12 protein-coding genes are annotated in these 13,516 nt (G+C 41.4%); 3 read left to right on the top strand and 9 right to left on the bottom strand.

The annotated features are described in order from the left end of the window. Positions 1-61: 61 nt before the first annotated feature. From ACE1CI_RS17960 to ACE1CI_RS17940, 5 genes are all read right to left on the bottom strand, one after another. Positions 62-1,096, bottom strand: coding sequence for a M28 family peptidase (locus ACE1CI_RS17960; protein WP_413263470.1), 1,035 nt, complete (start codon positions 1,094-1,096; stop codon positions 62-64). A 173-nt stretch (positions 1,097-1,269) separates the two neighbouring features. Then, positions 1,270-2,661, bottom strand: coding sequence for an asparagine--tRNA ligase (gene asnS, locus ACE1CI_RS17955; RefSeq protein ID WP_413263558.1), 1,392 nt, complete (start codon positions 2,659-2,661; stop codon positions 1,270-1,272). Positions 2,662-2,823: 162 nt separating this feature from the next. Further along, positions 2,824-3,606, bottom strand: coding sequence for a gamma-glutamyltransferase (locus tag ACE1CI_RS17950; protein ID WP_496615544.1), 783 nt, complete (start codon positions 3,604-3,606; stop codon positions 2,824-2,826). Next, positions 3,521-4,573 carry a gamma-glutamyltransferase gene (locus ACE1CI_RS17945; protein WP_496615543.1) on the bottom strand — a complete coding sequence of 351 codons (1,053 nt, stop codon included), beginning with the start codon at positions 4,571-4,573 and terminating at the stop codon, positions 3,521-3,523. The genes ACE1CI_RS17950 and ACE1CI_RS17945 overlap by 86 nt, the downstream gene beginning before the upstream one ends. A gap of 149 nt (positions 4,574-4,722) precedes the next feature. Next, positions 4,723-5,106: a sll0565 family protein gene (locus ACE1CI_RS17940; protein ID WP_413263472.1), complete on the bottom strand. Its 384-nt coding sequence runs from the start codon at positions 5,104-5,106 to the stop codon at positions 4,723-4,725. Between the two features lie 32 nt (positions 5,107-5,138). On the opposite strand from ACE1CI_RS17940, the gene ACE1CI_RS17935 reads away from it, so the two are divergent. After that, entirely contained in the window at positions 5,139-5,426 is a 288-nt protein-coding gene (locus ACE1CI_RS17935; RefSeq protein ID WP_413263473.1) for a DUF6439 family protein, read from the top strand. Between the two features lie 207 nt (positions 5,427-5,633). Here ACE1CI_RS17935 and ACE1CI_RS17930 read toward each other — a convergent pair whose 3' ends face one another. Continuing rightward, a complete protein-coding gene (locus ACE1CI_RS17930) occupies positions 5,634-6,083 on the bottom strand; it encodes an ATP-binding protein (protein ID WP_413263474.1) in 450 nt (149 codons plus the stop codon). Between the two features lie 683 nt (positions 6,084-6,766). On the opposite strand from ACE1CI_RS17930, the gene ACE1CI_RS17925 reads away from it, so the two are divergent. Next, complete coding sequence (locus ACE1CI_RS17925) at positions 6,767-8,080, top strand: hypothetical protein (protein WP_413263475.1); 1,314 nt, start codon at positions 6,767-6,769, stop codon at positions 8,078-8,080. 199 nt (positions 8,081-8,279) lie between these two features. Here the strand turns inward: ACE1CI_RS17925 and ACE1CI_RS17920 are convergent, their stop codons facing one another. Next, complete coding sequence (locus ACE1CI_RS17920; RefSeq protein WP_413263476.1) at positions 8,280-9,458, bottom strand: SpoIID/LytB domain-containing protein; 1,179 nt, start codon at positions 9,456-9,458, stop codon at positions 8,280-8,282. Between the two features lie 204 nt (positions 9,459-9,662). On the opposite strand from ACE1CI_RS17920, the gene ACE1CI_RS17915 reads away from it, so the two are divergent. Next, a complete protein-coding gene (locus ACE1CI_RS17915; RefSeq protein ID WP_413263477.1) occupies positions 9,663-10,595 on the top strand; it encodes a ribonuclease Z in 933 nt (310 codons plus the stop codon). A 144-nt stretch (positions 10,596-10,739) separates the two neighbouring features. On the opposite strand, the gene glgX is transcribed toward ACE1CI_RS17915, so the two are convergent. After that, on the bottom strand, positions 10,740-12,854 hold the full coding sequence (gene glgX / locus ACE1CI_RS17910) for a glycogen debranching protein GlgX (protein ID WP_413263478.1): 2,115 nt from the start codon (positions 12,852-12,854) through the stop codon (positions 10,740-10,742). Positions 12,855-13,023: 169 nt separating this feature from the next. Then, positions 13,024-13,494, bottom strand: a complete 471-nt coding sequence (locus ACE1CI_RS17905) for a hypothetical protein (protein ID WP_413263479.1) — start codon at positions 13,492-13,494, stop codon at positions 13,024-13,026. Positions 13,495-13,516 lie beyond the last annotated feature (22 nt).

Here is a 13,516-nt window from a genome sequence, read left to right as displayed (position 1 = left end):
AATAACTTTCAAGGTACGTTGTTGCGCTTTAGCGCTAAAGTCTAATAACCTACCTTTTAAGTTACTGAGTTTGCAACAATGTAGCCGTACCATTAGCGACAATTTGCGCCACACCAGTAAAAAATTCTTGGTCAATTGTATCAGGTTTATCTGTAGGTTTATGATAGTGAGGAGAGCGAAAATTTGCGGTATCAGTGATTAAAACAGCACCAATTCCCCGCATCCAAAAAGGTGCATGATCGCTACGCAATAGATCGGGAGTGGCTATGCCTTTTAAAGGAATAGGCAAAGTAATTACTGGTGGTAGATCGGAGGAATTTTTGTTATTAAATGCTGCTAGTAATTGTGGACTTTCTACATCACCTATTACTGCTAAAAAATCTCCTTTGTCACTTGGCGGGGTAATTGGTAAACCGGGAGGATATTGCTGGCATCCGGGAGTATGACAAGCAAAACCAACCATGTCTAAAACAATTACACCTTGTAAATTAGTTAAATTTTCTGGTTGATTAGCAAAAGCGGAACTACCCAAAAGTCCTTTTTCTTCTAAGTCAAAAAAGGCAATTTTTAAGGTTCTTGCTGTGGGAAATTTACTCAATAAACGCGCTACTTCTAAAACGGTAGCAACACCGCTAGCATTATCATCTGCGCCGGGAGAACCAATAACTGTGTCATAATGTGCGGCTAATAAAATGGTTCCTGCTTCGGGGTTAGTTCCGGGTTTTTCTGCTACTACGTTAACACCAAAATCGAAGGTTTGGAGAGTTGGCGACCAGCCAATTTTTTTTAAGTTATTGATAATATAATCTCTAGTTTGACTGCGACTATTATCTTCGTAACGTTCAAAGTTTAAAGCTTTAATATGTGCTAGTAGTTGGCGGTTACTAATTTTTGGTGCTGCGATCGCTTGCGGAGTGTTAAGTTTTGGTGTAGAAATTGGTTGTTGAACTACTTCTGAGGTGTTATTTGTTGTTAGTTGAGATGCTAATAAGCTGGAGTACCAATTGCTAATGAAGTTGTTAGTGTAGGAGTAGAAAAAGATTGTTGTAGTTGTGGCGATCGCAAACAACCATCCCCACCATAACCATTTTCTCATTTTTGGGCGTTAATAATATCTTTTTTTTACCACAGATAAACACAGATGTTTTAATTTCAACTTCTGGTCAAAGTTTGAAGTTTTAAATTTTAAACCGCAGATGCACGCAGATTAAAGAAAGCAGATCAAAAGAATCGAATTATTAATTTTTTCTGCTTTCTGTATTTCTGCCATTAAAATTCCACTGTTAATGGCGCACGAGGGAAAGGAATTACATCTCTAATATTAGCCATTCCAGTCATAAATTGCACCAATCTTTCAAAGCCTAAACCAAAACCTGCATGAGGAACTGTTCCAAAGCGGCGCAAATCTAAATACCACCACAAAGTTTTGGCATCCATTCCTAACGCTTCAATGCGTTTTTCTAACACATCTAAGCGTTCTTCCCTTTGAGAACCGCCGATAATTTCGCCTATTTTCGGTGCTAAAATATCCATTGCACGGACGGTTTGTTCATCATCACTTAACCGCATATAAAAAGCTTTAATTTTCGCCGGATAATCGGTAACAATTACAGGCTTTTTAAACTTCTCTTCTGCCAAATATCTTTCATGTTCGGATTGTAAATCTAAACCCCAACTAACGGGAAACTCAAACTTTTTATCTGCCTTTTCCAACAATTTAACTGCATCAGTATAAGTTAACCGTTCAAATTGATTATTAATGATATTATCCGCCGTTGCTAAAACCGAATTATCAATGCGTTGGTTGAAAAACTCCATATCTTCAGCACAGGTTTCCAACACATATTTAAAGATGTATTTCAAAAACTCTTCTGCCAAATCCATATCACCTTGGAGATCGCAGAAAGCCATTTCTGGTTCTACCATCCAAAACTCGGCTAAATGGCGGGAAGTATTGGAATTTTCAGCGCGAAAAGTTGGCCCAAATGTATAAACATTAGAAAAAGCCATTGCCATTATTTCCGCTTCCAACTGTCCGCTAACAGTTAAATAAGCCGGACGACCAAAAAAATCTTTAGTGTAATCAATTTCTTGCTTTTCAGTGCGAGGAACCTTATCCAAATTAAAACTCGTAACCGCGAACATTTCCCCTGCACCTTCGCAGTCACTTGCGGTAATAATTGGTGCATGAATCCATAAAAAACCCCGTTCTTGGAAGAAGTTATGAATTGCAGTTGCACAAGCATTTCTCACTCGAAAAACTGCGCCGAAAGTGTTAGTACGCGATCGCAAATGTCCAATATCTCTTAAAAACTCAAAAGAATGCCGTTTCTTCTGCAAAGGATAAGTTTCTGGATCGGCTTCCCCAAAAACTTTTGCACTAGAAGCTTTCAACTCAATTCTTTGACCCTTCGCTGGAGACTCAACCAAAACCCCTTCAACTTCCACCGAAGCACCAGTATTTAATTGTTTAATTACTGTAGCGTAATCCGCCAAATCAGGATTTAAAACCACCTGTAAATTTGCCATTGAAGAACCATCATTCACCTCAACAAAAGCAAAATCTTTTAATTCCCGCTTAGTGCGAACCCAACCTTGCACCTTAACAGATTCATCAGGTTGACCATTTTTCAGAATATCAGCAATACGTCGAGTCATAATTATTAATTGATTTTAACGAGTGAGGTACACAGATCCCCGACTTCTTGAAGAAGTCGGGGATCTAGCTTGCAATTATATTAAACCACAGAAATAAATCATCCCTCTTCCTTCCTCTTCCTTCGCGCTCTTCGCGTCTTCGTGGTTCAAAAAATCTTACCCTTCTTAATCACCAATAGCAACCCCCTCCCGACGCGGATCGGCACCACCGATGAGTTCGCCATTTTTAACTTGAATTCCATGAGAACCGCTATTTAAAGGAATAACAATCACCTGATGACCGCGACTTTCCAAATCTGCCTTAAAACTAGCATAATTAGTATCAGCTTCCAACTCTGTCGGACCATTACGACTACCAAAATTAGGTAAAGAAATCGCCTCTTGAATATCAAGATTCCAATCTAAAACTCCCACCAAAACCTTAGCTACAAAATTAATAATTCCGCTACCACCAGGAGAACCAGTAATTAAAATCGGCTTTTTTTGAGAGTCAAAAACTATCGTCGGAGACATAGAACTTCGGGGACGTTTCCAAGCTTCCACACGATTAGCAACAGGTTGACCATTCTCTACAGGAACAAAGTTAAAATCAGTCAATTGATTATTTAATAAAAACCCCCTAACCATCAACCGAGAACCAAAACCACTTTCAATAGAACTAGTCATAGAAACGACATTACCATCTTTATCGACGATCGAAAAATGAGTAGTCGCAGGTAAATCCAACCAATGAATAGATCGCCTTTCCCCAAAAGAAACTACAATATTTCCCGGTGCAGCTTTTCCCATCGAACGGTTAAGATCGATCGCACTCCCCCGCACCCGCAAATACTGCGGATCGAGTAACCTTCCAGTAGGAATCTTAACAAAATCTGGATCGGCTAAAAACCGATCGCGATCGGCATAAGCAAACCCTACCCGCCTCCGAAAATAAATGCACCAATTCAATTGGTTTAGACTTCAAACTAGCCAGATCGAAATTCTGCAAAATCCCCAACATTTGCAACATAGTAATTCCACCAGAACTCGGCGGCCCCATGCTACAAACTTGGTAAACTCGATATAAACCACAAATAGGATCGCGCTTTTTTGCCTGATAATTAGCTAAATCAGTAAGTGTCAAATCTCCCGGATTAATAGGCGATCGATTAACAGTAGCAACAATATCTTTAGCAATTTCTCCTTTGTAAAAAGCATCTGCGCCTTGATTAGCGATCGCTCTTAAAACCCCGGCCAAAGGTCGATTTACCAGCTTACTACCAACAGGTTTCGGCTGACCATTTGCCAAATAAAAATAATCCCTACTATTAGAAAAACGTTGTAAATACTTTTCCCTACTCAACAGTCGATACAACCTGGGAGAAATCGGAAAACCATTTTCCGCCAACTGGATAGCAGGTTGAAATAACTCTCGCCAAGGAAGTTTCCCCTCCTTCCGGTGTACCATTTCCAACATCCGCACAACTCCAGGTACACCGACGGACTTTCCCCCGACTATCGCCTGGAAATAATTTAAAGGTTTGCCTTCTGGGTTTAAAAACCGATCGCTTCTCGCCTTCCCAGGCGCAGTTTCCCGACCATCATAACTCAGCAATTTCCCCGTTTTGCCATCATACAACAGTAAAAACGCCCCACCGCCGATTCCCGAAGACTGCGGTTCTACCAAAGTTAACACCATTTGGATTGCGATCGCCGCATCCACCGCATTACCCCCACGCCGCAAAATTGCCATCCCCGCCTGAGAAGCTAACACATTCCCAGTCACTACCATTTGTCTTTTAGCGCGGACAGCCTGCTTTTCAGTACGTCCTGTATCCCCTTCCGGCGCAGGTAAGTCTTGAGTGCGAACTGGGAAAACGAAGTTATAGGAAAATACCAAGGTGGTAAAAACTACTTGCCAATATTTCCGTTGCATTGTGCCAGAGTCTGGGATCGTGTATTCATCAGCGATCCCCACTTTAACGCATATTCAATCAATGCTAATTGGGGATCGCATAGTTTCTGTGCAATGATTTGTGCATAGCAGATTACCAAAGCAATGCACAATGGGGAAAATACAAGTCTTTAACTTGCACAAGACTTCAACAACCAACCAATAACGATCCCGATCCCCGCAAATCGCACCGCCATCCAAAAAGGCTCTTTCAAGCTACTCCAAGAAAACAAACTGCTTTCCAAGTTAACTTCCAAGGTTTCTAATTCCTGTTGAATTTGCTTTAACTGAGTTTTCATTTGCTGGGATCGCCCCATACTGCGGTCTTGACGCACTTCCTCATAGCGATGTTTTAATTCTGCTTGTCGCTGGCGATCGCGCTGTACCTGTGCTAAACGTTCTTTTAGAGCCGTTAGCGATCGCTCTACTTGTGCCAAAGCTTGCTCAAACTCTAGTTCGCTATTTCCCGATCCCGGAGTATCGCTAGATGCAGATGGTTCTTCTGATGGCTTCATACAATAAGGGTAAATACTAACGTGATTTAATTATGTCTGAACCTACCCAACTGCTAAAAACCGACACCTTGAACCAATTTACCACCTTAGAACTAGCTCAAGCTTTAATGGAACGCCTTGCCATTACACCTAATGACTGGCATCGCCTCAAATCCAATCGTCAAGCGCGTGCCAGTGAACAAGCTGCTGCTGCACTATTGTTTCTCCTCAAAAATCAACCAGAAGAAGCATTACCGCGCTTAAATCAAGCTTCCGGCTGGTTAGATCGATCGATCTCTGCCCCTCCCTGCCCCTCTCACGGTCACAATCATCCTCACTAATATCCCAACTTCTAGAGGTGGCTGCTCGTTCAGCCACTAAACCTCAGAACTAGGAACATTAAGATTTATTAGCTGACCAAAAATTGATAACAGGTGAGCTAGAATTAAATACCTAGCGCAGGTGGCAAAAATAACTAACCAGTGGAAAAAAGGTAAAAAGCTGATGATAAAAGCTCTGTTCCTTTCTGCCTGGGAGCCTTCTGCTATCTATCGCACTAAAGGTAACTTAGAGCGGCTCTTGACATATTTACACAAACTTAACTCTCTTGCTTCCGGGTTCCAATGCACTTGATCGAAAACTTTGTAGAGAATATACAAACCTCTACCACATTCCGACTCTTCTGGCGGCAGGTGCTCGTTGACATCGCTAGGGTGACAACAACAAGGTTTAAACCCTGAACCTTGGTCTGAGATCACCCACCAGTAGTGATCTGCGATCGCGGCAAATTTCACAACTACTGTTTTACTAGGATCTAGATTGTTTCCATGCTTAGCTGCATTCACTAAAGCCTCTTGTAAACCTAGTCGCAATTCCGCTTGCCAAGAGTCAGGGATCTCAGACACCAGCAAATCTATAATTGGACAAAGGTAAAGAGTCGAAGCAAAGCTAATCGTAGCCCAGCTGCGCCCAACAGGACGCTTGGATATAGCAATCACTTTGAAAACCCCCTCGCTTTCAGGTGGACAGACTGAAATCTCTGCACAGATTTCATCCCTATGCTCATAACTTAATTTTTTCGTTATAAACTCCTGCTTAAGTCTAATGGGAAAATTTTTAGGTTTTGTTACCTATTTTGCAATTTCATTGATTCGCATTTTACTCACAATGCCTAAATTTGGTTAATTCCCATCAGCCCAGCCATTCCATTTAACTTTGTGATTGCCCATAGCTTCATAAAAGCCATACAAATACACCCTGAACAGGTGCAGTTTTTCGGTAGGGTTTTCACTACCTATATTTATATTGTATCGAAATCTTCTTAAAACACCAGAGCCTTTTGAGTGATCTGCCCATTTGTTCTGTTTTTTTGTTCTATATGATACAAATTACGCCTAAGTGCCTGTCAATTTCACAAAAACAACAGCAGTCCTTTAGAGATTTAATCGGACTGTAGCACTTAGATAAACTGGAACTTATACAAGTTATAGTCGCTTATTTATAAGAGAATTTGCAAGATAAATAGACAACAATTTCTCATGCAGCCAGAATCAGCAGAGAAATTATTTTGAAAGTAAAATCCCGAATCTGCTGTAAATAGAGGGTTTCAGCCTTCTGCCACCCTTGAATAAGTCGAAAAATTTATACTGGAAATAGGAAGACAAATATCTGAGGGAAGAGCATGGCTCCAAATCCCACCATCATGCAGGCTGTAGAACAGTTGAACTACCGGGTCACGGTAGGCGACATTGCATCACAAACTGGATTAAATATCAACCAAGCTGAGCAAGCGTTATTAGTATTAGCTTCTGATGCAGGGGGACATTTACAGGTAGCTGAATCAGGAGAAATTGCCTATCAGTTTCCGCGAAATTTTAAAGCAGTGCTACGCAACAAATTTTTCCGATTGCAGCTACAAGAATGGTGGCAAAAAGTTTGGCGAGTGCTGTTTTATTTAATTCGGGTTAGCTTTGGGTTAATTTTACTAGCTTCGATCGCGTTAATCTTCATTGCGATCGCCATAATTTTAATCGCCCTCAACTCCAGCCGAGACAGTGACAGTTCCGGTGGCGACTTTGGCGGCGACTTTAATGGCGGCACAGTTTTTATGCCGACATTTTGGTTTGGTGATTGGTGGTTTTGGGTATTTTATCCCGACTACGACAGCCCCCAATACCAATATCATCGCCGGGAAAAACCCCAACTAAACTTTTTAGAAGCCATCTTCTCATTCTTATTTGGTGACGGAAACCCCAACGCCAACTTAAAAGAACGACGTTGGCAAGAAATTGCCACAGTAATTCGCAACAACCAAGGCGCAGTAGTAGCCGAACAAATTGCCCCCTATTTAGATGAATTGGGAGAAGGCTACTCCCGCGAATATGAAGACTATATGCTGCCAGTACTAACAAAATATAATGGCCGTCCAGAAGTTAGTCCTGAAGGGCAATTAGTTTATCACTTCCCCGAATTACAAGTAACAGCTACCCAACAAGAAATTCAACCAGTAGCACCATATTTACGCGAAATACCTTGGCGGTTTAGTGCCGCTAGTTCTGGACAAATTCTGTTAGCTTGTGGATTAGGAGCAGTTAATTTAGTTGGCGCATTAGTTTTAGGAAATCTCCTAGCTGGTGGTATTATCGCCGCCCAAATTGGTGGATTAGTCGCCTTTGTTCAATCAATTTATTTGGCGCTACTAATTTACGGAATAGCTTTTCTGACATTACCTTTAGTCCGTTATTTTTGGCTACAATGGCGCAACAGTAAAATTGCCAAGCGCAACCAAAAACGCGAACAAAGAACTAGTATTTTAAACCAAGCTAGTGCCGAATTAAAGAAAAAAATTAGCTATGCCCGTCAATTTGCCGCCCAAAACATCATTAACAAAGAAGACTTAGCTTACACCACAGAAACCGACCTAATCGAACAAGAAATCGCCCAAAAAGATCAAATCGACGCAGAGTGGCAACGCAGATTAGAATCCGGTTCTTAAAAGGGAACTAGGGACTGGGGACTGGGATAGTTTTAAGTTTTGAGTTTTGAGTTTTGAGTTAGGAAGAGAGTTTTGAATTTTCCTCCCCTCTGCACCCCTGCTCCCCTGCTCCCCTGCTCCCCTGCACCCCTGCACCCCTGCTCCCCTGCTCCCCTGCTCCCCTGCACCCCTGCACCCCTGCTCCCCTGCTCCTAGAGCCTCATCTCACCCTAATTCTGGCTAAACTCGCCCCCCGATAATAATGCAGGAGGATTTGTTGGTAATTTGCGCCTTGACGAGCCATTCCGTAAGCCCCCCACTGACTCATGCCGATACCATGACCAAAACCACGACCATCAAAACGGAAAGAGGTTGGTAGAGATTTATTATTGCCTTCTGGGGTGACGGTGAACCAGGTACTTCTTAAACCAAAGATTCGCTGTAATTCCGCGCCGCTCATAGTGCGTGAACCCTTGTCACCAACCACTTTCACCGTCAGAACTCGCCCAAAGGGAGAGATTCTTTCTGGTGTCAAAGATTGAACTTGTCCGACACCGCTAATGCGGTTACTAAGTTCTGGTTGAGTAAAAGATTTTGTCCACTGATAACCGGGAGTTCCTTGATCGAAGTCTGGAACAGCACGCAGGTAAGGTAAAGCTTGTACACCCCAAACATTTTCGACGTTTTCTGTGTGTCCTCCAGAAGCAGCATGATAAGCCGCTAGAATCAGCCTGCCTGTGTAGGTGAGAACTTGTCCAGCGGTAGCATCTACGGCGTTGTAAAAGCTGGGTGATTCAGTTTCTACACCTCGATAAACTTGCCAAGCGATCGTATCCCCAACATCAAACAGGCGATTACCTCTTGTTTGCCGTTGGTAAAGGGCATAAGTACGGGCAGCTACAGCTTGGGCTTTTAATGCTTCTTGAGGCCAATTTGTGTGAACTTCTCCTCCGAGAACGCTGTAGAGGTATCTTTCCAGGTCTACATAGTTAATTGCTGTTAAACCGTTGTTTGTCGGTACAACTAGGGTGCGTCCTCGGTACCACTTATCGCCAATCCACACAAAACCTTTGTTAGTCGGTTCCACCCACAAAGCATTGGATAGCCAACGGTTCATCTTTACTCTACCGCTTTCTGTTTCGGCTACAAAAGCGTTGAGTGGGGCAATTTCTCCTACTGGTTGACCAGCGGCATCACGGACGATCGCTTTCGTAGAACTACCGATTTTCACTTGCGGGGTATTTTCTTCGATCGCCACTCGCAATTCTAATGCAGCTTGGGCAGGAGCAACTAAAAGCATCCAGAACAACAGCGACAACCAAAAATTTTTTCTAGGTTGCGGAATTAACTGTTTCTGTTTTGGGGATAAAAAGGAGAAAATCAAACTTTTGGCTAGCATTTGGTTAAAACCTCCTCACACGGCGGAGAATCGAGGTAACAAGTATTTTTATCGTTGAATCTGGCAAAAAATTTTTCTTAGCTTGGCTACGCTAGACAGTCCTCTAGGATACCTTAATCGGGCAAATAGGTAAAGAAAAACTTTTTCCTAGTTAAAATGTCAATAGGGGAATCCCTGAAATTTTAGTAGATTGGCTTAATTTAAGTGCAGATTACTTTTTTTGGCACCAGTTCCGGTGTCCCAACGCGATCGCGCAATGTCTCTAGTGTTGCCTTGCGCTTACCTCAGCGTGCAGAAGTTTGGCTATTTGACTGCGGTGAAGGCACTCAACATCAACTTTTACATAGTGATGTGAAAATTAGCCAAATTACTCGCATTTTTATTACCCATACGCACGGCGACCATATTTTTGGGTTAATGGGTCTATTAGCAACTTATGGTTTGGCTGGCAATCCCACTAAGATAGATCTTTATGGGCCACCTGGTTTAAATGATTACATTAAAGCCTGCCAACGTTACTCATCTACCCATTTTTCCTATCCCTTAAGAGTACATACTGTTGAACCGGGAATAGTTTATGAAGATGACGAATATATTGTTAAATGTGGTCTTTTAAAACATCGAGTAACAGCTTTTGGTTATCGTGTAGAAGAAAAAGATAGACCAGGGCGTTTTGATGTGGAAAAAGCCCAGCAATTAGGCATTCCTTCTGGCCCAATTTATGGCAAACTTAAACGAGGCGAACAAGTTACTTTACCCGATGGAAGAGTAATTAATGGCGCTGATTTATGTGGGCAAAATCAAACTGGGCGTAAACTGGTTTACTGTACAGATACGGTTTATTGTGAAGGCGCTGTTGAATTAGCAAAAGATGCTGATGTATTAATTCATGAAGCTACTTTTGCTCACCAAGATGCAGAATTAGCTTTTCAAAGATTACATTCAACTTCCACAATGGCAGCCCAAGTCGCTTTAGAAGCTGGCGCAAAACATTTAATTATGACTCACTTTAGCCCCCGCTATGCCCCAGGTAATGATATTCAATTAAATGATTTGTTGGAGGAGGCAAAAGCCATTTTTCCTAATACCACAATGGCTTATGATTTCTTAGCTTATGAAGTTCCGCGTCGAGGATAGGGACAGTTTTGAGTTTGTAGGGGCGGGTTTTGCCAGAAGATTGTTTGTGAGAGCAAAATATTGTGTACTAAACCCGCCCGTACAGGGTTTTGAGTTAGTGAGAAAGTTTTGAGTTTTTCCCTATCTCCCCTAGTCCCCTAGTCCCTATTTAGCAACCAAAATTACTACCGATCGATCGCCCACTAAAATTCCCTGTTGTTGAGTTAAAATTGGTTCGGTTCCCGGTTGGCAAACATCTTCGGGAAAGGCAAGTCCGGTATTAACAAAAAGGTGCCATTTTATTCCTAAAGGTAGTTTCGGTAATTCAAACCAGTGGCTTTCCCAGTGCATATTCATTGCCACATAAATTGAGTCGTCTTTAACAGAACCTCCTTTGGCGTGTTTGCCACAAAGCATAAAAGCTAAAGTGCGACAATAGCTTGCCCAATCAGGTTTCCAAGCATAAACACCATGCCAACTAATATCGGGATAACCACTTTCCATATAGTCTTTATTGGTGAAGTATTCCCGATTTCTTAATACAGGATGGGCATGACGAAAAGCAATACAATTTTTGACGAATTGGAAAAAGTCGTTATTAGTTTGTAATAAGTTCCAATCTAGCCAACTTAACTCTGAATCATGGCAATAAGCGTTATTGTTTCCTTGTTGCGATCGCCCCATTTCATCGCCCATCAGTAACATCGGTATCCCTTGACTAATGGTTAAAATGGCGATCGCATTCTTCATTTGCCGACGGCGCAATTTATTTATTTCTGGATCGTCAGTTTCGCCTTCAACCCCACAATTCCAGCTAAAATTGTCATTTGACCCATCTCGACTATCCTCCCCATTAGCTTCATTATGTTTATGGTTATAAGCCACCAAATCTGCTAAAGTAAAACCATCATGGGCAGTAATAAAGTTTACTGAACTATCAACTGTTCTTTCCGTCCAAGCATACAAATCAGGCGAACCTTGTATTCGCTGCACCATTTCTCCTACTAAAGGATCGCCCTTAATAAACTTCCGTACCGCATCCCGATATTTACCATTCCACTCGCCCCAACGCTCATAATTTGGAAAAGAACCAACTTGATAAAGTCCACCAGCATCCCAAGCTTCGGCAATTAATTTACACTTGGCTAAAACAGGGTCATAAGCTAAAGTTTCTAACAATGGGGGATTAGTCAAAGGTACACCATTAGTATCCCGTCCTAAAATTGAGGCTAAATCAAATCTGAACCCATCAATGTGATATGCAGATGCCCAAAACCTTAGACAATCTACCACAAATTGTCTTACTATTGGATGATTACAATTAAGAGTATTACCGCAACCACTAAAGTTATAATAAAACCCTTCGGGAGTCAGCATATAGTAGGTTTTATTATCTAAACCCCGAAAAGAAATAGTAGGGCCATTTTCGTTTCCTTCAGCAGTATGGTTAAACACTACATCCAAAATTACTTCAATGCCATTTTTGTGTAGTTCTTTAACTAAAGTTTTCAGTTCATTTGCTTGATTACCATATTTACCTGTAGCTGCATAACCCGCTTTCGGGGCATAAAAGCCTACTGTATTGTAACCCCAATAGTTAAATAATCTTTCATCATTAAAGGGATTATGTCTGGTATTATCTAATTCATCAAACTCAAAAATTGGCATTAATTCCACACAATTAATACCTAATTCTTTCAGGTAAGGAATTTTTTCTTGTAGTCCAGCAAAAGTACCTTGATATTCTTCGTTCACTCCAGAGGAAGGGTGACGGGTAAAACCTCGGACGTGCATTTCGTAAATAATTAAATCTTCGGCGGGAATTTCCAAAGGTCGATCGCCTTCCCAATCAAACTCTTTGCTAATAATTTGTCCGCGATAGGGGTAAATATCATCCTCTCTTAAAGAAATTCCCCAAACATCTCTGCCACCTATACAAGTAGCATAAGGGTCGAGAAGAATTTTGGTGCGATCGAATCTATGACCCGCTTCTGGGTTGTATGGCCCATCCACACGATAGCCATATTCTAAATCTTCGTAATTTGGTAAATCTAAAACTATCATGCTGACCACATTACCTAAGCGAAACTCGCTGGGAAAAGGAATTTCTGCAAAAGGTTCTGGTGCGTCTTTTTTGAATAACACTAATGTCGCAGCTATGGCGTGACGAGAATATATTGAAAAATTCACTCCTCCTGGTACTGGAGTAGCACCAAAAGGAATAGGTTGCCCTTGTAGTAATTTGAAATCACCGTGAGTGTAGCTATGATAAACGGTCATGTTCTATATTTACAAACATCATGAATCCTATTATTGTCTCAGATCCCAATGTAGTTTGCTTCCGAATCAGATATAATCTTTAGATTGTCGGTAATTTTCGAGGTTTTTTCTGTTACATAAATATCAATTTAATCAGAATTTGACAAAACCCTTACCTGGGAATAAAAGTCTACTCTACTTTTTCCTTAATATTGTCAGATGAAGATTCTGCCTCATCAATATTTCTTTCTTTTCGCAACAGGCGGCTAATTAAACTATTTAAATGTACTTGGTTGTCAACTGGCGATCGCGGTAAAGGAATATCCAAATTAGGCCAAGTGGGTAAATCAGAACAAGGACAATTATTAGGTGGTAATCCCAAATTTCTCACTGGTATTGGCATTGAACAGCGAGCACAAGAGTTTAAATCCCAAGCTGGTGTAAGTAATTCGGCAATTGTTTCTTGTGTACCTTCGAGATTACAATCCCCAGAATTATGTGCTATGATTTTTTGCCAACATTCTTCAAATTCCTCGCTGTAGCGATCGCCTTGGATCACCCTTGGCGGCAATAAAGCTTCTCTGCCATTGCGAATCAAAACTCTCTTCCCTAGTTGAAACCAATAGGCAATATATTGTTTAACTTGTTCTTCAGATGCCATAGCTTTTAATTCAATCACTGGT

Origin of the sequence: Floridaenema flaviceps BLCC-F50 (genome assembly GCF_041929275.2) — a bacterium.
Taxonomy (GTDB): Bacteria; Cyanobacteriota; Cyanobacteriia; order Cyanobacteriales; family Aerosakkonemataceae; genus Floridanema; species Floridanema flaviceps.
The sequence above is the reverse complement of the archived record's forward strand: the minus strand, read 5'-3'. Positions and strand labels throughout refer to the sequence as shown.